At 51.9% G+C, this 21,122-nt stretch carries 19 protein-coding genes; 10 read left to right on the forward strand and 9 right to left on the reverse strand.

The window, feature by feature from the left end:
- Window positions 1-405: 405 nt before the first annotated feature.
- The 5 genes from J0A68_RS06085 to J0A68_RS06105 all read right to left on the reverse strand — a co-directional run bounded on the left by J0A68_RS06085 (window position 406) and on the right by J0A68_RS06105 (window position 4,690).
- On the reverse strand, window positions 406-1,197 hold the full coding sequence (locus J0A68_RS06085; RefSeq protein ID WP_206577302.1) for a queuosine precursor transporter: 792 nt from the start codon (window positions 1,195-1,197) through the stop codon (window positions 406-408).
- Complete coding sequence (locus tag J0A68_RS06090; protein ID WP_206577303.1) at window positions 1,190-2,122, reverse strand: ribonuclease Z; 933 nt, start codon at window positions 2,120-2,122, stop codon at window positions 1,190-1,192. The genes J0A68_RS06085 and J0A68_RS06090 overlap by 8 nt, the downstream gene beginning before the upstream one ends.
- Window positions 2,119-2,496: an STAS domain-containing protein gene (locus J0A68_RS06095; RefSeq protein ID WP_206577304.1), complete on the reverse strand. Its 378-nt coding sequence runs from the start codon at window positions 2,494-2,496 to the stop codon at window positions 2,119-2,121. Before J0A68_RS06095 ends, J0A68_RS06090 begins: the two co-directional genes overlap by 4 nt.
- A 90-nt stretch (window positions 2,497-2,586) precedes the next feature.
- The gene (locus J0A68_RS06100) at window positions 2,587-3,528 is read right to left on the reverse strand and encodes a phosphoribosylaminoimidazolesuccinocarboxamide synthase (protein WP_206577305.1); all 942 of its coding nucleotides are present in this window, start codon (window positions 3,526-3,528) and stop codon (window positions 2,587-2,589) included.
- A gap of 58 nt (window positions 3,529-3,586) precedes the next feature.
- Window positions 3,587-4,690: a toxin-antitoxin system YwqK family antitoxin gene (locus J0A68_RS06105; RefSeq protein ID WP_206577306.1), complete on the reverse strand. Its 1,104-nt coding sequence runs from the start codon at window positions 4,688-4,690 to the stop codon at window positions 3,587-3,589.
- Between the two features lie 158 nt (window positions 4,691-4,848).
- On the opposite strand from J0A68_RS06105, the gene J0A68_RS06110 reads away from it, so the two are divergent.
- Window positions 4,849-5,865 (forward strand): FAD:protein FMN transferase, encoded by a 1,017-nt coding sequence (locus J0A68_RS06110; protein WP_206577307.1) that lies wholly within the window; start codon window positions 4,849-4,851, stop codon window positions 5,863-5,865.
- 367 nt (window positions 5,866-6,232) lie between these two features.
- Window positions 6,233-8,782, forward strand: a complete 2,550-nt coding sequence (locus J0A68_RS06115) for a DUF3857 domain-containing protein (RefSeq protein WP_206577308.1) — start codon at window positions 6,233-6,235, stop codon at window positions 8,780-8,782.
- A gap of 214 nt (window positions 8,783-8,996) precedes the next feature.
- Here J0A68_RS06115 and J0A68_RS06120 read toward each other — a convergent pair whose 3' ends face one another.
- The 4 genes from J0A68_RS06120 to J0A68_RS06135 all read right to left on the reverse strand — a co-directional run bounded on the left by J0A68_RS06120 (window position 8,997) and on the right by J0A68_RS06135 (window position 12,600).
- Window positions 8,997-10,175, reverse strand: a complete 1,179-nt coding sequence (locus tag J0A68_RS06120) for an acetyl-CoA C-acyltransferase (protein ID WP_206577701.1) — start codon at window positions 10,173-10,175, stop codon at window positions 8,997-8,999.
- Window positions 10,176-10,392: 217 nt separating this feature from the next.
- Window positions 10,393-11,001 carry a hypothetical protein gene (locus J0A68_RS06125; RefSeq protein ID WP_206577309.1) on the reverse strand — a complete coding sequence of 203 codons (609 nt, stop codon included), beginning with the start codon at window positions 10,999-11,001 and terminating at the stop codon, window positions 10,393-10,395.
- Window positions 10,991-11,635 (reverse strand): tetratricopeptide repeat protein, encoded by a 645-nt coding sequence (locus tag J0A68_RS06130; RefSeq protein WP_206577310.1) that lies wholly within the window; start codon window positions 11,633-11,635, stop codon window positions 10,991-10,993. The genes J0A68_RS06125 and J0A68_RS06130 overlap by 11 nt, the downstream gene beginning before the upstream one ends.
- Window positions 11,635-12,600 carry a vWA domain-containing protein gene (locus J0A68_RS06135; RefSeq protein WP_206577311.1) on the reverse strand — a complete coding sequence of 322 codons (966 nt, stop codon included), beginning with the start codon at window positions 12,598-12,600 and terminating at the stop codon, window positions 11,635-11,637. The genes J0A68_RS06130 and J0A68_RS06135 overlap by 1 nt, the downstream gene beginning before the upstream one ends.
- A gap of 141 nt (window positions 12,601-12,741) precedes the next feature.
- Here J0A68_RS06135 and J0A68_RS06140 point away from each other — a divergent pair, with 141 nt between their 5' ends.
- From J0A68_RS06140 to J0A68_RS06175, 8 genes are all read left to right on the forward strand, one after another.
- Window positions 12,742-15,132 carry a TonB-dependent receptor gene (locus J0A68_RS06140; RefSeq protein ID WP_206577312.1) on the forward strand — a complete coding sequence of 797 codons (2,391 nt, stop codon included), beginning with the start codon at window positions 12,742-12,744 and terminating at the stop codon, window positions 15,130-15,132.
- Window positions 15,132-15,968 carry a DUF4249 family protein gene (locus tag J0A68_RS06145; protein WP_206577313.1) on the forward strand — a complete coding sequence of 279 codons (837 nt, stop codon included), beginning with the start codon at window positions 15,132-15,134 and terminating at the stop codon, window positions 15,966-15,968. Before J0A68_RS06140 ends, J0A68_RS06145 begins: the two co-directional genes overlap by 1 nt.
- A 100-nt stretch (window positions 15,969-16,068) precedes the next feature.
- Entirely contained in the window at window positions 16,069-16,440 is a 372-nt protein-coding gene (locus J0A68_RS06150; RefSeq protein WP_206577314.1) for a BlaI/MecI/CopY family transcriptional regulator, read from the forward strand.
- Window positions 16,440-17,753, forward strand: a complete 1,314-nt coding sequence (locus tag J0A68_RS22790) for a M56 family metallopeptidase (RefSeq protein WP_236021376.1) — start codon at window positions 16,440-16,442, stop codon at window positions 17,751-17,753. The genes J0A68_RS06150 and J0A68_RS22790 overlap by 1 nt, the downstream gene beginning before the upstream one ends.
- Before the next feature lie 103 nt (window positions 17,754-17,856).
- The gene (locus J0A68_RS06160; RefSeq protein ID WP_206577315.1) at window positions 17,857-18,609 is read left to right on the forward strand and encodes an energy transducer TonB; all 753 of its coding nucleotides are present in this window, start codon (window positions 17,857-17,859) and stop codon (window positions 18,607-18,609) included.
- A 92-nt stretch (window positions 18,610-18,701) separates the two neighbouring features.
- A complete protein-coding gene (locus J0A68_RS23245; RefSeq protein ID WP_206577316.1) occupies window positions 18,702-19,205 on the forward strand; it encodes an energy transducer TonB in 504 nt (167 codons plus the stop codon).
- A 231-nt stretch (window positions 19,206-19,436) separates the two neighbouring features.
- Window positions 19,437-19,811 carry a BlaI/MecI/CopY family transcriptional regulator gene (locus tag J0A68_RS06170; RefSeq protein WP_206577317.1) on the forward strand — a complete coding sequence of 125 codons (375 nt, stop codon included), beginning with the start codon at window positions 19,437-19,439 and terminating at the stop codon, window positions 19,809-19,811.
- Complete coding sequence (locus J0A68_RS06175) at window positions 19,808-21,028, forward strand: M56 family metallopeptidase (RefSeq protein WP_206577318.1); 1,221 nt, start codon at window positions 19,808-19,810, stop codon at window positions 21,026-21,028. Before J0A68_RS06170 ends, J0A68_RS06175 begins: the two co-directional genes overlap by 4 nt.
- The last annotated feature ends 94 nt before the right edge of the window (window positions 21,029-21,122 follow it).

A 21,122-nucleotide genomic window follows, 5' to 3' on the forward strand; every position in this document is an offset into this window, starting at 1 on the left:
GCGACAGTAAGGATTCACGGCTCGAAAAATTTCTATGTCAAAATTGACGGTGCAAAAGTAGGATTAATAATTTGGAAATCCAAGATAGGCTTCGATCTTTTTAGAATATTCGATAGAATTCGGCCGATTAGGGCGAAAAAAATTTGGCGAAGGTAAGGAAGTTGGGAGGTTTGGAAGTAGGAAGTTTGTCAAGAATTGGACACTTCGACAAGCTCAGTTCAAGAATTGGAAGATTTTAGAATTGAAAAATTGTTTTGCGACCTCACCCCTTTTTTAGGCGCAATTTGCCACAAAGACTAAAGCCAACAAGTTTTTTTAGAGGAGCTTGTAGTCCAAAATGCTGAAAGTAGATCTGTTCTATCGTTCAGCTCGTACCTCAAAAATCACAAATCATATATACGCCAATCAGAGAAACGACCTGTCGGCACTTGCCTCCTTCATCATTTCTTCGGAGAGTTCTTTGCCCAAGTATCGGTCGATCAGCCCGTGTCCCAGATAAAGCAGGGGCGTGAGGATGACGGCGATGGTGAACTTGTAGATGTAGTTGATGATGCCCACGGCGACGATTTGGCTCAGGCTCCAGTTGCCAAAAACATAGAAGGCGATCCCCAACACCACGAAGGAGTCGATAAATTGGGACACGAGCGTCGACCCCGTGGCCCTCAGCCAGATCATGCGGTGACCGGTGACAGCACGGAGCTTTTGGAAGACAAAGACATCCACCAGCTGTCCGAGCAAAAAAGCGGTCAGCGAACCGATGATGATGCCCAAGCCTTGGCGAAAAATCGTGTTGAAGGCGTAGTCAATGTCAAAGCTTTCGCCGCTCGGGGTTTGCCCGTTGACTTCGATCCAGAATTCCGCGGGGACGAGGACGGTCACCACGCTGATCACCAAAAACACATAAGCGATCAGTCCGGCGGTGATAAAGCTGATCTTCCGCACGCCCTTTTTGCCAAAATACTCATTGATGATATCGGTGGTGATGAATACGACTGGCCAGATCACCACGCCTGCGGTGAGGTTGAAATCCAGCACATATTCCCCGAAAAAAGTCCAGTTGACAGGATTGATGCCCATGGTCTTTTCCGCGGAAAAGATCTTCACGCCGATGATCTCGGCCAGGATGGCGTTGGTCAGGAAGATGGCGCTGAGGATGATGAAGAGGTTGGTCTTTCGGCTTTGCTGGGTCTTATCCATTGGGGGGCAGGATTGCGTAGGTTTTTCCCTCCTCGCTAAGCTCGGCATCCGCAAAAACAGCCTTAGCTTCTCCAAGCATGGCTTCCAGGTCGACGTATCGGGAGGAAAAGTGACCTAAGATAAGGGATTTCGCCTGGATCAAGGTGGCGATTTCCGCGGCCTGTCGGGCGGTGCTATGAAAGGTCACTGCCGCCCGCTCCACTTCAGATTCCATAAAGGTGGACTCGTGGTACAGCAGCGTCGGCTGATCCAGGTAGTGCACCAGTCGGGGCTCGTAGCAGGTGTCGGAGCAAAAGGCATAGCTTCTGAGCGGAGGATGCGGATGGGTGTAGTCCTCCAGCCTATAGACGTTGCCGTCGGGATCTGTGTATTCCTGCCCTTTTCTGAGGCTTTGGATGGCGGCCAGCGGAATCTTTTTTTCTTGGAGTTTTTCTTTGACGAGGCTTCGCAGCCCTTCTTTTTCCCTGATCAAAAAGCCGGTAGTCGGCAGGCGATGGGTGAGGGGGAAGCTGTGGACCGTAAATCTGGGATGGTCTAGCAGGAGACGAAGCCCATCCGCTTGGGTCTCAACAAACGTGAGCGGATAGGTCAGTTTGGTGTTGCTCCAGCGAAATTGGGTGGTGATGATCTCGTCCAGCCCTTTTGGGCCAAAGATCGTCAGCGGCTTGGTGCGCTTCGATAGGTTGTAGCTGGACAGGATTCCCATCAGGCCCAGGTAGTGGTCCCCGTGCAGGTGGGAGATGAAGATGTGGGAGATGGCGGAGGATCTGACTTTGAATCTCCGCATCTGTATCTGCGTGCCTTCCCCACAGTCTATCAATAAACACGCCTGCCCAAATCTGACGACTTGGGCAGTGTGGTTTCTTCCATGTACGGGAATGGAAGAAGTGTTTCCTAGGATGGTGACTTCGAAATCGGGTATCAAACCGCCTCTTCGTCTTCGCCTCCCTCGATTTCGTGCATGAAGATCGCCTCACCGGCTTCCTCCAGCGTGCTCACCAGGTTTAGCTTTTTGTCCAGCATGGAGATCTTGAGAAGCTTCATCACGTGGTCTTGCACGCCTGCGATGACGAAGATGCCTCCGCTGCGGCCAAACTCCCGGTCACCCACCAATAGGGCGCTCAGTCCGCTGGAGTCCACATATTTGACTTGGCTCATGTCCAGGACGATGTTGGAGTAGCCCTCTGCATGGATAGTCAGCAGCTCGGACTTCAACTTGGGAGCCAGCAGGGAGTCGATCTTTTCCTCAAGGGGAGTGAAGACCACATACTGCTCTTTTTTATCGATGGTGTATTTCATGTGTTTAGGTTTGTTTAATGGCGCTTGGGATCTCGGAGGTTTTGCCAGATGTCTCGGCTTTTGCCTTGCCTGATTTCAAGCGTGTTGGGTTTAGCGGGCCAGGTGTGCCAGGATCGCTTTTTCTATTCTGTTTTCGATGTTTTCGGTTTCCGCTTTGACGAAGGTTTCTCCGGTGATTTTTTCGAAGAGCTCAATATAGCGATCCGAGATGCTTTCTACAATTTCGTCGCTCATTTCCGGTACGGTCTGTCCGTCTTTGCCCTGAAATCCGTTGGAAATCAGCCACTGGCGTACAAACTCCTTGGAAAGCTGCTTCTGAGGCAGGCCTTTTTCCTGGTTTTCGGCATAGCCCTCCGCATAGAAATAGCGGGAGGAGTCCGGCGTGTGGATCTCGTCGATGAGGAGGATCTCGTCGCCAAACTTGCCAAACTCATACTTCGTATCCACGAGAATCAGGCCTTTTTCCGCTGCCATTTCTTGTCCACGCTGGAAGAGCGCTCGGGTGTATTTTTCCAAGATTACATAGTCCGCCTCGCTCACGATGCCTTTGGCGAGGATGTCCTCTCTGGAGATGTCTTCATCGTGGCCTTCGGAAGCTTTGGTGGTGGGGGTGATGATCGGCTCGGGGAGTTGGTCGTTTTCTTTTAGCCCTTCGGGCAAAGCTACCCCGCAGAGCATTCTTTTCCCGGCTTTGTATTCTCTGGCCGCATGGCCTGCGAGATAGCCGCGGATGACCATTTCGACCTTGAATGGCTCGCATCGCTTGCCGATGGTCACGCTGGGATCAGGGGTGGCAGTCACCCAGTTTGGGACGATGTCGGAGGTCGCTTGGAGAAAACCAGCGGCGATCTGGTTGAGCACTTGGCCTTTGAAGGGGATAGGTCGGGGCAGGACTACGTCAAAAGCGGAGATGCGGTCGGAAGCGACCACGACCAGCTCCTGGTCAAACATGTAGACGTCACGTACTTTTCCTTTGTAAAAACCCACTTGTCCGGGAAAATTGAAATGGGTTTCCTTGATGGCTTGGCTCATTTGAAAATCGTTTCGGCAAAAATAGAAAAAGGACTTTCCTCTGCCTTAGACTTGGGTTTTATTTCTTGATTTTATTTCCGTTTTCCCAAAACTCGGTGCTGACCACCTGGCCGGATTCGTCGTAGATTTCCCGCTTTCCGTCCAGCCTTCCCTTGGTGTAGTTTCTGGTTTCCAGTAGCTTGCCGTCTTCACCGTAGATCTTCACCATACCCTCCTGGAGCTCATTGACAAAGCGGATCACGCTGGCAGGCTGCCCGTTGGGATGGAAGTTTTCCTCCAGGATCTTTTGCCCACGATCACTGTAGGAGATGCGCTGTCGGACCTCACCATTGGCGTGGAAGTATGCGATTGGGCCGGTGGGAATGCCTTTTTGGTATTTCGCCTGCATGCGTAGGCTTCCATCGGGGAAGTATTCGACGACTTCACCGTCCGGACTGCCGTTTTTGTAGTTTCCCCTTCGCTCCGGTTTCCCGTCCGGATAGTTGAGTTCGTAGGCGCCGTGGAGTTCTCCATTTTTGAATTCCCTTTTGGCTTTGACCGATCCATCGGGGAAATATTGGATTTCAGGGCCGTTCACGACTCCCTTGTTGTAGGTAGCGCTGAAGACCAGCAGGCCGTTTTCGTCGTACTCCTCGTAGGGCCCGTGGTACTGGCCCGCAAGGAAATTGATTTTCGACTTTGGCTTTCCGTTAGCCTGGAAGGCTTCCGACAGCCCGTCAGGTTTGTTGGCTTTGAATTGGGTTTGGTCACGGATGCTGCCATCTTCGTAGTAGGAGGTGATGGTTCCCTCCAGCTGGTTGCTGACAAAAAAAGACTCCTGGCTCAGCGCTCCGCCGGGAAAAAAGCTCAGCGCCTTGCCTTCGCGGAGGTTGTTTTCGAAGTGGACCACCCGAAGTGTGTCACCCGTGTCCGGATCCAGATCGTAGAAGTCGCCGTTTTTTTGGTCGTTTTTGAGGTGTCCGATCAGAATCAGCTTGCCCGAAGGGTCGAAAAGCCGGACTTCTCCTTCGGCCTTGCCGTTGATCTTGGTCAGGATTTCCTTGACATGAAGGGAATCCTCGCCATAGTAGGTCCGGAGGGTATCCTGAGCCGAGGCCATGTTTGCCAACACCAGAAAACTGGCTAGCGCCAAAAGGAAGTACTTTGCTGTAAATCGGGTCATTGTCTGGACGGAATCAAATGCTGCAGCCAGCCTGTCTTCGCTTGGCTCGTGATACTTTGCCGAAATTTAACGGGAAGGGTTTCAATTTGACTATTTTTGGGCAAAATTTCCAGTTTCGCAAAAAGCCGTGTCCCTGGCTTTTGCCCAATTCCTAAACTATGAGACTCACTTTGATCTGTTTGCTGATTGCCTTGCTTGGTTTTAGTTCTTGCTCTGAAAAGGAGAAAATCTACAAAACCTACGAAGGGGAGATTTTTGGCACCTACTACCGCATCCAGGTCGAGGACTTGGGCAAAGACCTGCAGCCGGAGTTTGACTCGGTCTTTGCACTGATCAACGCCGCTTCCAATTCCTACGTGCAGGAGTCCGAGGTCTCGGCCTTCAATCGTGACGGCAAGCTGCTCGACGCCTCGGCGACATTCAAGGAAATGATGGACTCTGCCGCAAAGTACAACCGCGTCTCACAGGGATTTTTTGAGCCCACGCTCTATCCCCTGATCAAGGCTTGGGGCTTTTCCTTTGAAAAGCGGGAGGAAATGGACTCGGCAAAGATCAGGGAAACCTTGGCCTTGGTAGGCTTCGAAGCAATGATCCAAGTCGCCGACTCGGGCTACTTTGCCGCCAAGCCGGGCGTCATGCTGGACATCACCGGACTGGGAGAGGGCTATGCCATCGACAATCTGGTCGAAGTGGTGGAGAAAAACGGCATCGCCAACTACATGGTCGAGATCGGAGGGGAGATGAAGGCCAAGGGACTCAACTCGCGGAATACGGTCTGGACGATAGGAATCGAAGATCCAATACAGGCCGAACTGGGCGTGGGCAGCTCCATGCTGACCAAGGTCGAGCTGGACGAGCGCTCCATCAGTAGCTCGGGCAACTACCGCAAGTTTTACATCGACGAGGCTGGAAACAGAAGGCCTCATATCATCGACCCGAAAACGGGCTATCCAGTCAGTCACAACATGGTCTCCGTCTCTGTCCTGGCTCCATCGGCGACCCAAGCCGATGCGCTGGCGACGGCATTTATGGGCATGGGAGTGGAGCGTGCCAAAGCCCTGGTCGAAACCATCCCCGGCGTGGAAGCGATGTTTGTGATCGGTGGAAAAGAAGGACTGGAGATGGAGTTTACGAGCGGATTTCCTAGGACGGAGAGCACTGCACAGTCCCAGTAGGCAGTGAAGTCAGGAAGCTGAAGGATGAAGGCTGAAGTAGAGATCATTCCATCGTTCAGCTTTCACATTTCGTCTTTCTGATTTTTACATTTTCTCAATCACAATCGCAGAACCGCCACCGCCTCCGGTTTGTCCGTTTTTGTTGCGGAGCAGAAAGCAAGCGCCTGACTAAAGTTAGGATGCGTGGGAAGTCGATTTGGTTTCCTACCGGGGTAATGATCGGGTACTTTTTTCGTAATTAATTAAATCATTAATAATCAATCGGCTAGCTTTTGTCGGATTAAACTTTTTTGAGATCGGGGGCTGACAGGCGCGATAGACCTAAATAAATCAATATATTTCCCATGTAGTTATTAGTTCTAGGTTTATGCTCCGACTTCTGATCCTGGGTATGCTGCTCTGCGTGGCAACCCTGTCCGCGAATGCCCAAAAAGTTTTGTCCAGCCCGATACCCGAATGGGTGGAGACACCGAGCCTGGATACCAAAGCACAGCGGGACAACCAAATAGGAGAGGGCTATCGCTACCTGCTCATAGAGAGGCAGATCAATGTGTCTGAGCAGCAGGCTTTTTATAGATACGCCACGCAGGTCTTGTCTCCTGATGGAATCAGGGAACATTCGGACTTGCTGATTGAGTACGATCCCAGTTTTCAGGTGCTGGAGATTCACGAGGTGAGTATCTACCGTGAAGGTCAAAAGATCGACAAGCTGGATCTGGCTGATTTGAAAATCATCCAGAAAGAAACCAGCGCCGACAGGCATATCTATGATGGCGCTTTGACGGCCCTGATTCATTTGTCAGACGTCAAGAAAAATGACATCATCGATTATAGCTACTCTATAAAGGGCTTCAATCCAGTCTATGGCAAGAATATTTCGGGTTTCCTTTACCACCAGTTGGGAGTCAAGGTAGAGAATTTCCATTACCGGATATTGGTACCACAGGGGCAGCCTCTTCAGCTCGACCTTAAGGGGCATTCCCATCAGCCAGAGAAAGAGGCAAGAAATGGCAATGATGTCTACGAGTGGAGTCACCCAGGACTGAGCCCGATGCTTTTTGATTCCAATGTCCCCTATTGGAAGGCGATCTATCCCATGACCTCCTATTCGACATTTGCGGATTGGAAGTCTGTGGTAGGTTGGGCTTTGCCTTTGTATGACTATTCAGAACAAGGCTTGGACAAGATCAAAGGTCAGATCGCCGATGGCAGAGAGAACATCTCGAGAATTACCGACATCATTCGGTATGTGCAGGATGATATTCGCTACCTCGGTCTGGAATCTGGGATGAGCGCCTATAAACCCAATTCTCCCCAAAAGGTGTTCGAACAGAAATATGGTGACTGCAAGGACAAATCGTTGCTGCTGGTCGCGCTGCTTAGAAAAGAGGGGCTTGAAGCTTATCCAGTTTTGGTCAATACGGAGTGGAAGGACAATGTCGCTGCTTTTTCTGCCAATGCATCCGCCTTTGACCACTGTATTGTGACCTACAAGTGGAAAGGACAGGATTATTTCGTGGATCCTACCATCTCCGGTCAGGGAGGCAACCTTACCAATATCTTTTTTCCGGATTACAAAAAAGGTCTGGTCTTGAAGCCGGGCAATGCATCACTGACTGATTTTCCTGAAGTCGCGAAGTCTGTCCAAAAGGTCGAAGAACTCCTCGTGGTGCATGATCTGGAGGGGAAGGCATCACTTCAAATCAAGACGGAATACCGAGGAAGAAGAGCGGACGAAATCCGTTCCAGTTTCCTCAACAGTACGGTTGAGGAGATCTCCAAGACGTACCTGGACTTTTATTCTGCGGTTTTTCCTGGGATTTCTGCAAGCAGCCCCATCGAGTTTTCGGACTCGGACAGGAATGTGTCGAATGTGGTGACCACCCTGGAGACTTATGAGATTGATGGGTTTTGGGTCAAATCGGAGACGGAGGAAGGCCAGTTATATGCGGAGCTTTATCCGCTCGAACTGAATTCCCGTTTGGGCTTTCCCCAAACATCCTCCAGAGAGGCTGACTACTTCCTCGGAGAGCCTGAGGAGTTTTCATTGGTAACCAAGCTGGTCATGCCAGAGCCATGGCCTGTAGAGGATTACCACAGATTGATTGATGCGGGAGCTTTTACCTACGAAAATGAGGTCAGCGGCAAAGGCAATACGATAGAGATCAAACACAAGTACAATCTCTTCAAAAGCAGTATTCCCGGAAGCGAGGTTTCACAGCTGATCGAAAAGAAAAAATCGGTAAACAACGAGTTGAGCTTTTACCTGACTTACGCCCCGAACGGGGGAAGTACGTTGGATATCACCGCGTTTCTCTCGGCAATGGCGCTTCTGGCTGTCTTCGGTTTTTTGGCAGTCAGATGGTACAAAAGCTATAATCCTGAACCGGAGATGGCGAGCAACCATGACACGATCGGTGGCTGGTTGATCTTGCCTACCATCTCACTGTTGATTACCCCAATCGTTCTCATTTACAACATGATTGAGTCAGGCTACTTCGATAGTGCCATTTGGAATGGGGTAAAAGTGTATGGGACGGCATTATACACCTATTATCTGGTCAGCTTTGTTTTCCTTCTTTTCTCGTTTTCCTACTCGATATTGACAGCGGCTTTCTTTTTCAAGCTGCGTTCGGGAGCTCAATTGATGTATATCGTATTCATGTGCGCCAACTTTCTCTCCCTGATGCTGGAAGCCTATGTGTCCAATCAATACTTCCACGATTTGGGAATCGAGTCCTCATCTAGAGACTTGATTCGGAGTGCGATCGGGCTTTTTATCTGGATACCTTATTTTGTGAAGTCAACGCGGGTGAAATCGACTTTTACCAATATTTATAAAAATAGTTCCATTGAGATGGCAATGGCAAGCAACCGAGCTTTGGCTGACATTCGGTCAAGCGAGGACAATGGATAAAAGAAAAATGCTCTATCGACAAGGTAGAGCATTTTTCTTTCTGATTATCCGCTTTAATACCAGTAGGTAGACGTGACGATACAAAAGAAGGCTAAACTTTAGGCTTTGCCCTACTTCGGTCTTCGGTCATCGGTCTTCCAGCCCGATTGAAGAAGCAAATTCACTTGCTGGCAAGATTGCGTATATTCTTGTTTTTCTTTTATCTGAATGAATGTCACATCTTCTCAATCACAATCGCCGAAGCGCCGCCGCCGCCGTTGCAGATGCCAGCGACGCCGATGTCCCCGGATTTCTGGTGAAGGACTGAGTTGAGCGTGGTGATGATCCTTGCGCCGGATGCCCCGAGCGGATGGCCAAGCGCGACGGCTCCTCCGAAGACGTTCAGTCTGTCATTGTCCAGCTTGAGCTCCCGTTGGTTTGCCAGGGCGACTGCGGAAAATGCCTCGTTGATCTCGTAGTATGACACTTCGTCCGAGGAAACACCGGCATGCTTCAGCGCTTTGGGGATCGCCAGGGCAGGGGCGGTGGTAAACCACAGCGGATCGGTCGCCGCATCCGCAAAGCCCCGGATTTTGGCCAATGGCTTCAAGCCTAGTTCCTCTGCCTTTTCCTTGCTGACCAAGACCAAAGCCGAGGCTCCGTCGTTCATCGTCGAGGCATTGGCGGCTGTCACGGTGCCATCTTTGTCGAAGACAGGTCTCAGGGAAGGGATTTTGTCAAAGACCACGTTTCGGAATTCTTCGTCTTCGTCGATCAGGATCATCTCGCCTTTTCTCCCGGTCATCTCCACCGGCACGACTTCGTCCTTGAAGAGGCCCTTTTGCCAAGCTTCTGCCGAACGACGGTAGGATTGGATCGCATAGGCGTCCTGCTCCTCGCGACTGATGTGGAGTTCTTTGGCGGTGTTTTCGGCACAGTTGCCCATGGGAAACTTGTAGTACACCTCGAAGAGTCCGTCTTTCACCAGCCCGTCGGTCAGTTCGGCATTGCCGTATTTGTACCCAAATCGGGCCTTGGGAACGTAGTAGGGCACGTTGGACATGCTTTCCATACCGCCAGCCACGACCACGTCGTTGATGCCGAGCACAATGGATTGGGCAGCGAGCATGACGGCTTTCATGCCTGAGGCGCAGACTTTGTTGACGGTGGTGCAAGGTACTTGGTAGCCAATTCCTGAGCCGATGGCCGCTTGTCTGGCAGGTGCTTGGCCCAGATTGGCCGAGATGACATTGCCCATGAAGACTTCATTGACTGCTTCGGGAGCGACGCCGGATTTGGCCAGCGCTCCCTTGATGGCGATGCTGCCGAGCTCTACCGCGGTGAGGGCTGCCAGTTTTCCTCCAAAACTTCCGATGGGCGTTCGTACTGCTGAGACGATGTAAACTTCTTTGATCATGGATATTTGGGCTTAAGTTGATTCGAGATTTGAAATTTGATATTCGAGGTTGAAAGAACTTCATGAGTCATTTTCAATCCCTGATTGCTTTCAAGATAGTGATAAAAAATCAGCAAGGGTTACTGCTGGGCAATGACACTGCTTACCAATTACTACTTACAAAAACAGGGAATGCGCTTCGACTCCGCTCAGCGTGACAATACTTTCGACCTCCCTACCAATCCGGCAAGCCCCGCTTGGGCCGCTGGGTGGGTTTCTTCTTGTTGTCTTGGATGTAGCGGAGCTCGGCGGCGTTGAGCGACTCCAGGATCTGTGCGGCCTGCTCGGGAGTGAGGTTCATGCTCTTGAGCTTTTCGCGCATTTCCTCCAGCTTTTTGGCCCGGTCCGCTAGGTTGGCGTCCATCTGGTCGTTCGCATTTTCGCCCGCTTCCTCGCTTTGCTGGGAAGGGTTTTGGCCTTCTTGACCTTCCTTGGCTTTGTCCTCATCAGTCTGTTCCCCTTCTTTTTGCTGGGAGTCGCTCTCTCCCTGCTCGCCTTGGCTATCCTGGTTTTGGTTTTGCTGGTTCTGCTGCTGCTGTTGCTGGTTTTGCTGCTGCTGTTCTTCTTCCTGCTCTTTTTCCAGCTTTTCCTTCAAAGCTTTCAGTTTGGCGTCGTTGGGGTATTTTCCTAGGCCGTCGTTGACCTCTTTCAGCGCGCTTTCCTTTTCGGTTTTGACATAGGAGCGAGCCGCCCGGTTGAAGTAGTCTCCGGCAGTCTGGGCCGTGCTTTTTCCTGCGAAAAAGAAAAAGACAGCCAGCGCAAATAGGGTTAGTCTAGTTTTCATCGATCTCCACTACCTCCTGAAGTGTGCTCATAAAATCCTGATAGGCAGCCACCGTCTCATCCTGGGACATGGCATCCTGCAATACCTTCAACGCGTCACTGAAGCGGAATTGTTCCACCAATCGATCCGCTTCCGCCTTTTTGCGCTTGGCAAAGTCGGACGGTTCGGGCTTGTTTTGCTCTTGGTTTTTGCGCTCCTCGTCCCGCTGCATCCAGCGCGCGAGCAGCTCGTAGTTGTACCGGGCAGTCTCGTTGGTCGGGTCTTTTATCAGCGCCGACTGGAATTTGCTGAGTGCTGCCTCGTACTCCATTTTGTTGCCGACGATCACGCCGCTTTGGTTGAAGGCGAAAGACGCCAACATCTTGTTGGGGCTTTGCGTAGCTTGGTCGTAGTGGGTGAGGGCCTCATCGGGCTTTTCGGCAAACTGCTGGCTCAGGCCCAAATCGAAACTCAAGGCCGGGGAGCTGTATTCAAATTCGTTGACCAATACTAGGTGGTCGGTGACGGACTTTTCATATTGGGCGGAGGCGTAGCTCTCTTCTGCCGTTTCTATGGCGTTGTTCAGCCGCGTGACGCGAGTCCAGGAACTCGGGATGAGTAGTAAGGTCGCCAGGATTAGTTTGCTTGCGTTCATCAGATTTTGATCGTTTTGATGGGCAAGATCATGTCCAGCAGCGCCAGACCGAGGGCTGCGAGGAGAAAGTAAAAGTACTTGTTGGAGCTGGCCTCGACCATGCGGGTATTGGCCACGCCGCCTTCGAGTCGGTCGATGGCGGAGACGAGTTCGCCGATTTGCTGGGCTTCGTCGGAGATCTCAAAGTAGTCGCCTGAAGTCTCCGAAGCCGCCAGCCGGAGGGAGTTGGATTCCAGCTTGGAGATGGCCGGCTCTCCGGTGCCTGGGTCGATCACCATCCCGTTGCCTCTTGGGATTTGGCTGCCCTTTTGGGTGCCAATGCCAAGGGAGAAGACTTTGATGTTGTTTTCCGCGAGTTCGGATACGATGCTTTCGAAGTCGTCGCCGAAGTTTTCCCCATCGGAAATCAAGATCACTGACTTGGCTTTCACTTCCTGGCTTTCGTCCTTCATAAATCTATCCATGGCCATCTTCAGCGGTGCGGTCAGATCCGTGCCTGCATTGGGCACCAAGCCGGTATTCAAGCCATCGATATACAGCTGGATCACGGCCTGGTCAAAAGTCAGCGGACACTGCATGAACGCCTCGGAGCTGAAAATGATCAGGCCGATGCGGTCGGAAGGGAAGCTTTTGATGAGGTTTTTCAGCTCAAACTTGATGCGCTGGAGTCGGCTCGGGCCGATGTCGGTCGCGTTCATGGACTGGGAGAGGTCCACGGCGATGAAGATGTCTTTCCCTTCTTCTTTGACTTCCTTGAAGGAATTGCCGATCGATGGGCCAGCAAAGGCGATCAGGAAAAGGATGAAATAAGCCGTCCTGACAATCAGCTTGGTGAAAAGCCGCTGCTTCTCCACCTTCAGCTTGCGGTTGATCGCCCAGAATCGGGTGAGGTAAAACAGGTAAAGCAGGATGAAGACCCCCGTCAGCAAAAGGGTAAGTCTCAGGTCAGGGTATGCCCAAATCATGGCCTGAAATTAGGAAATTAAACCTAATTTGAAAGCTGGGCTTGGGGGATTGGGCTGAGGCTGGCAAAACTTCCCAAAGAATTAACAAACATTAATTTCAGCTGCCCGTAGATCTAGCGTACTTTCCAAAAAACTCGCCACATGCCGCTTTTTAGAGTCCTGACCTTGTTTTTTTTGCTAAACTTTGGATATCGGGCGTTTTCTCAGGATCAAGAATCCATCACCGGAGAAGTGCTCGACGTCACCAATTCCGAACCTCTGGTGGGTGCCAATGTGTACTGGGAAGGGAAGAGCAGCTCTGGCGTGGTCTCCGACTTGGACGGCCGGTTTAGCCTGAAAATCACCGAACTTCCCTACCGGCTTGTGATCTCCTACGTGGGCTACGAGCAGTCCGTCCGGATCATCAGCGCCAAGGACGCCGAGAAGCCCATCCGCTTTTTTCTCAAGCCAGAGGAAATGTCCCTCGATGAGATCATTATCCAGGAGCGCCGTCCCGACGAGCAGGTCAAAAACATGGAAATGGGCAAGGCAACCGTGCCCATAGAGACGATCAAAAACATCCCGGCGCTGTTTGGCGAGGTGGATCTGCTGCGTAGCCTGCAGCTGCTGCCCGGAGTCAAGTCGGCGGGCGAGGGGACGACGGGGATTTTCGTCCGGGGCGGGTCCGCGGACCAAAATCTGGTGCAGCTAGACGGCGCGCCGGTGTACAACCCTTCCCACTTTTTCGGGATTTTCTCCGTATTTAACCCTGACGGAATCAAGAGTGTGGACCTGTACAAAGGAAACATGCCGGCTTCTTTTGGAGGTCGGGCGGCCTCGCTCATCGACGTGTCGCTGCGCGAAGGCAACAACGTCAAAGTCCGCGGTGAAGGCGGCATCGGGAGCATCTCTTCCCGCTTGACCGTGGACGGACCGCTTTTCGGCAACAACTCCACCTTCATCGTCAGCGGAAGGAGGACCTATGCGGATCTATTTCTGAAGCTTTCCTCTGACGAAAACATCAAAAACAACAAGCTCAACTTTCATGACCTGAGCGGCAAGGTTTCCTTTGTGCTCAATGACCGGGACAAAATATCCCTGTCCAGCTACCAGGGAAGCGACTTTCTGGGCTTGGAGAGGGAGTTTGGTCTTGGCTGGACCAACTGGGTGAGTGCGGTCAATTGGAGCCGGGTAAGTTCGGAGAATTTCTTTTTTGACCTGCAGGGCTACCACTCCCGCTACAGCTACACCGTTGAATTTGACGATCCCGAAAACGGCTTTGAGTGGAGCAACCAGCTCTCCGAGTCGGGATTGAAGGCTGTCTGGACTTTTTTGCCTAATGCCAAAACCCAACTCGCCTGGGGAGCGCACAGCCAATACTACCACTTTGCACCGATCGATCTGGAGCCCGCCGCCGAGAGCGCCATCCAGCCCATCGCCACCAACCCAAAAAACGGCCTGCTGAACAACCTTTTTGCGACAGCGACCTACGAGCTCTCTCCCAAGCTGAGTGCCGAGGCTGGGCTTAGGTGGGGGCTTTTCAACCAGGTGGGAAAAGGGGTGGACTACCTCTACGAGGGGGGAGTCCCAGGGCCAGAGGCCGATATCACGGATTCCCTGTCCTATGGCACGCTGGAAAACATGCAGTTTTACCACGGACTGGAGCCCAGGATCGCTTTCCGCTACCTGATCAACGAGCAGTTTTCGCTGAAGACGGCCTACAACCGCAACTTCCAGTACATACAGATCGCGTCCAACAGCTCTGCGGGACTGCCGATAGACCGCTGGATACTCTCCGGCAGATACATTGAGCCGGTGAGGAGCGACCAGATTTCCCTGGGACTCTTTCACAATTTTGACCAAAACCGTTGGGAGTTTTCCGCCGAGGGCTATTACAAAGACCTTCGAAACGTGATCGACCTGAGAAACGGGGCGCAAGTACTCTTCACAGACCAGGTGGAGACGGAGTTGCTGGCCGGAAAGGGCTGGGCCTATGGAGCGGAGTTTTTGCTGAGGAAAAACATCGGCAAGACCACCGGCTGGCTGGCTTACACCTGGTCAAGGACCTGGAGGGAGATCGAGGGGGTGAGCGAAGGCGAGCCCTACAATCCACGGTTTGACCGCCCCCACGACGTCACGCTGGTGCTCAACCATGAATTTTCGCCCAGCTGGTCAGCGGGTTTGACCTTTGTGTACACCACGGGACAGGCGGTGACTTTTCCGGTAGGCTCCTATCAGATGGACAACCAGTCCGTTCCGCTTTTCCCCGACGAAAGGAACGGGAGCCGCTTTCCCGACTACCATCGCATGGACGCGTCAGTGACTTGGAAAAATGCGGACAAAGGCCGCAAGTGGCGCGGAAGCTGGAATTTCAGCGTTTACAATCTTTACGGAAGGAAAAACCCCTTTGCGTACGAGTTTAGGACCATCTACAACGATGACATCAACTACGACTCGACCGAGGACGGAGAGATCATCTCCTCCAGGCCCGGCGTGGTCATGACCTATCTCTTCACGTTCCTCCCTTCTATCACCTACAATTTTCAATTCTGATGAAAAGGCTGACTTTATTGTTTCTGTTCCCATTGCTCTGGTCATGTCAGGAGGAAGTGGTCTTGCCTCTGGGAGAAAAAGATACTCCAATCCCGACCATCGAGGCCTACTGGACTGACCAGGGCTCTTTCAACGAGGTCAAGCTCACGCTCTCCAAGGACTACTATGATTCCGCCGATGTGGAGGTGATCCGCGATGCCCAGGTGACTATCACCGCACTTAGCAGTGGCCGGGTGATTCCCTTTGTGTATCTCGGCGAGGCGAAAGCCTACAAGCCTGCCAATCCCTCCGAGAAGGCCGTGGTGGGAGAGAGGTACCGGCTGAGCATAAACTGGGAAGACAAGGTCTTTGTGTCCGAGGGCGAAATGCTCCAGCCGCCGATAGTCGATAGCGTCACTTGGAGCTTTGAGGAAGAGCGGCTGTTTAGGGACGAGGGATACTATATCAAGGTCTATGGCAAGATCCCTTTTACCGAAAACAACAACTACCGGATCCGGGTGATAGAAAACGATACGCTACAAAACCAACCGGAGGACTACCTGCTTTTTGACGACACCTTTGGGTTGCAGTTTTTTGAGGAAGGCCTGGAATTGAGCTATGCGTTTGAGGAAAACGACAAGGTGAGGCTTGAGCTTTTCCGTCTCAACCGGGACGCCTTCGAGTTTCTCAACCAGCTCGTGGGCCTGTTTTTCAACGACGGTGGGCTCTTCAGTCCTCCTCCCCAAAATCCGGACTCCAACATCAAGGTCATCCAGGGGCAGTCGGAGGTCTTGGGCTATTTTGTGGTCACTCCCGTACTTTCACAGACGGTCGTGATCCAGGCCAAATACGACTGAGACTCGATTTTCATAGGCAAGTCGCCTTTCAACTATTTCCCTTAAGTAGAAATACGAAAAAATCGTAGGAAGTTGTTTTTTGATTTTTTACCTTTCAAGTATGGAAGAATTGAATCAAAACGAAGAACAGATCATGGCGATCTTCTGGACCCAGGGAGAATTGCTGATCAGGGATGTGCTGGACCAACTGCCAGATCCCAAACCGCCCTACACCACCTTGGCCTCTACGATCAAAAACATCGAGCGAAAAGGCTACCTCACCCACAGAATGTATGGGACGGTCAATATCTACAAGCCAGCAGTCAAGCAGGAGGATTACAGCAAAAAGAGCTTCAACCGACTGGTGACCCATTTTTTTGGGGGCTCGGTGGGCAATTTCCTATCCTTCATGGTGAAGGAGAAAAGCATTTCCGACAAGGAAGTGAAGGAGCTTCAGGACATGATTGACAAAATGGACGATTCCGCCAAGTAATGGAAGCGCTGCTGATCTACCTGCTTGAAGTATCTGTCTGTCTGGGGATTTCCCTTTTGATCTACAGGTTCTTGCTTAGCGGATTGACTTTTTTCGCCTGGAACAGGTCTATTCTGCTCGCCATGCTCGTCCTGTCGGGAGTGATCCCCTTGCTGAGCCTGGAGTTTTTCGGCATTGGCAACCAAGTGTCGGAGATGAGCCTGCCTGTCTTTCAGGTGGGAGAGCAGGTGAAGTCCTCGGGAAATGGCTGGCTTTCTTGGACCGAACTTTTGGTCTGGGCTTATGTGATCGGAGCCTTGTTTGTCGCCGCGCGACTGGTGTTTGGCTTCATGGCTTCGCAAAAGCTGCTTGGCCAGGCCCGCTTGGCCAGGTTTGGCAGTTTTTGGGTGGCGATCCATCCCCAGTTTGTGCCAGCGTCCTTTTTTGACTACATCCTGATGCCTGACTTTGATCCCCAGGATAGCAAGCAAAAGCAGATATTGGCGCACGAGTCGGTACATGTAAGGCTGAAGCATAGCTGGGATCTTTTGTTGGTCAACTTTGCCAAAGTCCTGTTTTGGTTTAACCCCCTGATCTACCTCTTCGAGCGCTCGCTTCGGGAAGTGCACGAGTATCAAGCGGACCAGGGTGTGACCCGGCAGGTGGCGCGCAAGGAGTATGCGACCCTGCTGCTCCAGCTGATTACCCCTAAGCCAGGTTGGCAGTTTATGAACAACTTCAACCAGTTTCAGACCAAAAAGCGCATCCAAATGATGGGAAGAGCTGCGTCGGAGCCTTTCCAGCGCCTGCGGTTTTTGACCGTGATCCCAGCCATCGGGCTTTTGGTTTTCATGTTTTCCTGCGAAAAAGAAGATGCGCTGCCCATGCCCTCTGCTGAAGAGCTGAGAAATGCCACCCTGATATTGAATCCTGCGGATGAGGTTTTCGACGTGGTGGAAGACCAGCCCAATCCTCCGGGAGGGATGGCCGGATGGAATATGTATCTGAGCAAAAATCTCAAATATCCCTATCAAGCCCGTCGAATGGGCATAGAGGGAACGGTGATCGTCCTCTTTGAAATCATGAAAGACGGTGCGATCCGAAATGTGGAGGTCCTTCGCGGAATAGGCGGAGGAGCGGATGAGGAGGCGATGCGCGTGGTGATGAACTCGCCCAATTGGGAGCCTGGTCGCCAGAAAGGCAATCCGGTGGTGACCAGGATGAGGCTGCCGATCCGATTTAAGCTGGGAACTGACACATCGATTGCTTCCGGTCTCAAGGAGGAATTGGTCTCTGGGGTAAAGCCCCAAGTCACGGTGGTAGGCTACAACTAAGCTTTGGCTTAGCCGCAGAAATAAAAACAACAAGAACCAGGCGCGATGGTCTTGCCCAAGCCTGGTTTTTTAAGACATCTATCTACTAAAAAATCATAACACCATGAAAAGAGAAGTTTTGATTAGAACGGTACTCCTTGCCGTAGTGATGGCTTTAAGCTTCCACTCGGCTGTATTTTCGCAAAGCAAGGACTTTGTCATCGAAGGAAAAGTCAACGATCCCGACGGAAACAAGGCTCCGGGCGCTACGATAGTGCTCAAGGGGACCACCACCGGCACGGTGACGGACTTGGACGGCAACTTTTCCATCAAAGTCCCTACGGAGCAGGCTGTTTTGGTGATCCGGCATTTCACCACCACACAAGTCTGGGAAGATACCTTTGATGCGGGCAAAAAGTACGTCATCAAGCTCGCTCCGGATTCGGTCTCACGGTCCAGTCAGGTTTTTGACCGGGTGGAGGAAGTGCCCAGACCCAAAAGCGGCAACGATGGCTGGTATGCCTACCTTGCCAAAAACATCAAATATCCCCAAAGCGCGAGAAAAAACGGAGTCGTAGGCACCGTCATCGTTGGCTTTGAAGTCCATGCGGACGGCTCGGTGCAAAACGTCGAGATACTTCGCGGGATAGGAGGGGAATGCGACCGGGAGGCCGCTCGAGTAGTCGCCGCTGGACCTGACTGGGAGCCGGGAAAGATCTCCGGTCAGGCGGTGAACACCCGCATGAGCATTCCTGTCCAGTTTAAGCTTCAGGGTGCCGAGCCATCACTTTCCGATGCCAAGGAAAACACCATTGCCAGGCTTTACGGCGAAAGCAGCCTGGTGGTGATCGGCTACCTTCCGCAGGCGTCGAGATAGGGTAGATCCAAATCGTTCTGAGTAGTCCTTCTTTTGGAAAAAACCAAAGGCAGGAAGTGTATGTCCAAATTTTAACCTAAACCAAATAAATCATGAAAAACAACATGTTGAAATTCAGAAGTATGGCATTGATCCCAGCATTGGGTCTGATGCTGTTGTCCACCGCATGCGAGATCTCTCCGGAGGAAGAGCTGGAGGGGCCCACCCAGGTCGAGGCTAAGCAGAGCATAGGCCCGTCCAATCTTACCGCCAGGGTCAACGACGTCGGCAAAGACGGCAAAGAAGTCTTTGATGTGACCGAGGTGCAACCCCTTCCTCCGGGAGGTATGCAGGGCTGGAATACCTACTTGTCCTCAAACTTGAGCTACCCCAGCCAAGCCCGGGAGATGGGGATAGAGGGCACGGTGATCGTCGTGTTTTTGGTCAACTCGGACGGTTCGGTCTCCAACGTGGAAATCCTCCGGGGGATAGGTGCGGGGTGTGATGCCGAGGCGCTACGTGTCGTGGAGAACTCTCCCAATTGGACGCCTGCCCAGCAAAAGGGCCAAGTGGTCAATTCACGGATGAGGCTTCCGGTTCGGTTTAAGCTAAGCTGATCGGCCTAGCTCAACTCGGGTAAAATGTTGCCCCAAGGGTAAACCTTAGCTGACAACGACCCGTTTGAACGGCTATACGAAGCCTCCTAGCATTCAGACATAGGCTAAACCAACTCAACAGAAATGGCCCTGGTTACCTCCAGGGTTGTTTTTTGAAATAAACCTACGATATGATCGTAATAAAATGACCTGATCGTAGGTTTTCATTTTTAGCTTTTTTATCTTGGGTGTATGGAAGATTTGATACCACAGGAGGAGCAGGCCATGCGGGTCTTTTGGAAGCTCGAGCGGGGAATAGTCCGAGATGTACTAGACGCGCTACCGGAGCCGAAGCCTCCCTACACGACGCTGGCCTCTACCGTCAAGTCCTTGGAGAAAAAGGGCTACCTCGGCCACAAGACCTACGGCAAGACCCACGAGTATTTTGTCCTGATCAAGGAAGGGGATTACAAAAAGAAGACCTTCAATCGAGTCCTTCGAGACTTTTTTGGGGGGTCGGTGGAAAATGTCCTTTCCTTTTTGGTCAAGGAAGAAAAGATCTCTGGCAAAGAAGTGGGGGAACTGCAGCGGCTGATAGACGAGTACGAGAAAGGCAATAAGTCATGAAGGCAGTATTGGAATATCTGATCGAAAGCATGCTGGCCAGCGGCCTGGTTTGGCTGGGGTATCGCTTGTTTTTGGAGAGGCTTACCTTCTTTTCCTGGAACCGGGCTTATCTCCTGTTGGGGATGCTGCTGGCCTTTTCCCTGCCACTGCTGTCCATTCCGCTCTCCTGGGCGAGGCCGACTGTTGTCCCGGCAATCCTTCCTTTTGCGGATTTTGGCCAGAATCAGGAATCGAGTACCCAAGCCTCTTCCGCATTGTTGGATTGGAGTGCGGGTGGATTGTTGCTTTCATGTTGGCTGGGGATCGCGCTGTTGCTGATTGCTAGGCTGGCGATCGGCGTTTTGATCCTTTGGAGAAAAATCCGACAGGCCGAGCGGGTACCAAAAGGAGGGCTGACCTTGGCATTCCACACCTCATTTAGCCCTTCTTCCTTTTTCGGGTACGTCCTGCTTCCCCAAGATGGTCTGTCAGGGGAAGCGTTAGAACAAATTTTGGCGCACGAGTCCAGCCATATCCGGCATTGGCATTCCCTTGACTTGTTGGTCTTGCAGATTGTGAAGGCACTTTTTTGGTTTAATCCCTTCCTGTATTTGTTGGAAAGGGCGCTGAAGGAGGTGCACGAGTTTCAGGCCGACGCCGAGGTGGTGAAGACTTTCGAGGCGATCCCATACAGCCGATTGCTGGTGCAGTCGCTCTGGGCTTCGCAAGGCGATTTTATCCCGAGTTTCAATCAATTTCAAACCAAAAAAAGAATAGTCATGATGAACAAAACAAAATCGAACGCAAAGGAAAGACTGAGGTTCCTGATGGGGATCCCCCTGGTCGTGGCGATGCTGGGCCTTTTTTCCTGCCAAATGGGCTCCAGCGATGAGGATTTGGTCGGTACTTGGACAGGTACGGACTTTGAGTTTGAGCAGACTCAGGGGCCCGATCTTCCGGGGGTAGTTGAAGGTGGCAAGAACCTCCATGTAGATGGCAAAATGGTGCTCAATGCCGACAAAACCTACGAGATCAGGGACTCCAGTCGTACCATCAATGGGAAGGGCGTTTGGGAACTTGACGGAAGTGTGCTGCGCACCACAGACGACAAGGGGAATGTGATAGAATATGAGGTGGTGAGCAGCAGCGCTACCAAACTGGTCACGAAACACCACGTTAGCCTTGAGACCCCCATGGGCGTCCTGGAAGGTACCATCGTACTGAGCTACGAGAAATAGCTTAAAAAATTTGCCAAAATCTACGATCTTGTCGTAGATTTTGGCGATAGGAAAAGCCGCGGAACAGTCTGTTCCGCGGCTTTTCCATGTCTTC

Source organism: Algoriphagus oliviformis (assembly GCF_017254915.1).
In the GTDB taxonomy this organism is placed as follows: domain Bacteria; phylum Bacteroidota; class Bacteroidia; order Cytophagales; family Cyclobacteriaceae; genus Algoriphagus; species Algoriphagus oliviformis.